Annotated in this window: 1 protein-coding gene; it reads right to left on the bottom strand. The window is 67.9% G+C overall.

All coding sequences use genetic code 11. The annotated features are described in order from the left end of the window. The coding region (locus tag HW577_RS26165; RefSeq protein ID WP_198378980.1) for a putative Ig domain-containing protein at positions 1-607 on the bottom strand (607 nt) is incomplete at both ends.

Genomic DNA, 607 nt, shown 5'->3' with positions numbered 1-607 from the left:
TCGGGACCTGATAGCTGAAGGCGCTGTCCTCGGTCGCCGATCGGTCCGCGATCGGGTTGGCGAGTGTCGGAGCGTCGTTGGTGTTGGCAACAGTCAGCGTGAAATCGTCGCTGGCGCTGGAACCGCTGCTGTCGGTCGCCGTGACGCGAACGGAGATGGTGCCGACATCGTCATTCGCGGGCGTGCCGGAGAAGGTGCGGGTCGCGGGATCGAAGGACAGCCAGGCCGGCAGGGGCGAGCCATCGGCCAGCGTCGCGGAGTAGGCGAGGTTGTCGCCCGCATCGGGATCGCCGAATGCGCCGATCGGGACCTGATAGCTGAAGGCGCTGTCCTCGGTCGCCGATCGGTCCGCGATCGGGTTGGCGAGTGTCGGAGCGTCGTTGGTGTTGGCAACAGTCAGCGTGAAATCGTCGCTGGCGCTGGAACCGCTACCGTCGGTCGCGATGACGCGCACCGCCAGGGTACCGACATCGTCATTCGCGGGTGTGCCGGAGAAGGTGCGGGTCGCGGGGTCGAAGGACAGCCAGGCCGGCAGGGGCGAGCCATCGGCCAGCGTCGCGGTGTAGGCGAGGCTGTCGCCTGTGTCGGGATCTGCGAAGGCTCCGGC

It is taken from the genome of Neoroseomonas rubea (assembly GCF_016106015.1).
Taxonomy (GTDB): domain Bacteria; phylum Pseudomonadota; class Alphaproteobacteria; order Acetobacterales; family Acetobacteraceae; genus Neoroseomonas; species Neoroseomonas rubea.
Note: the sequence above shows the minus strand (reverse complement) of the source record. Positions and strands in the feature narration are given on the sequence as shown.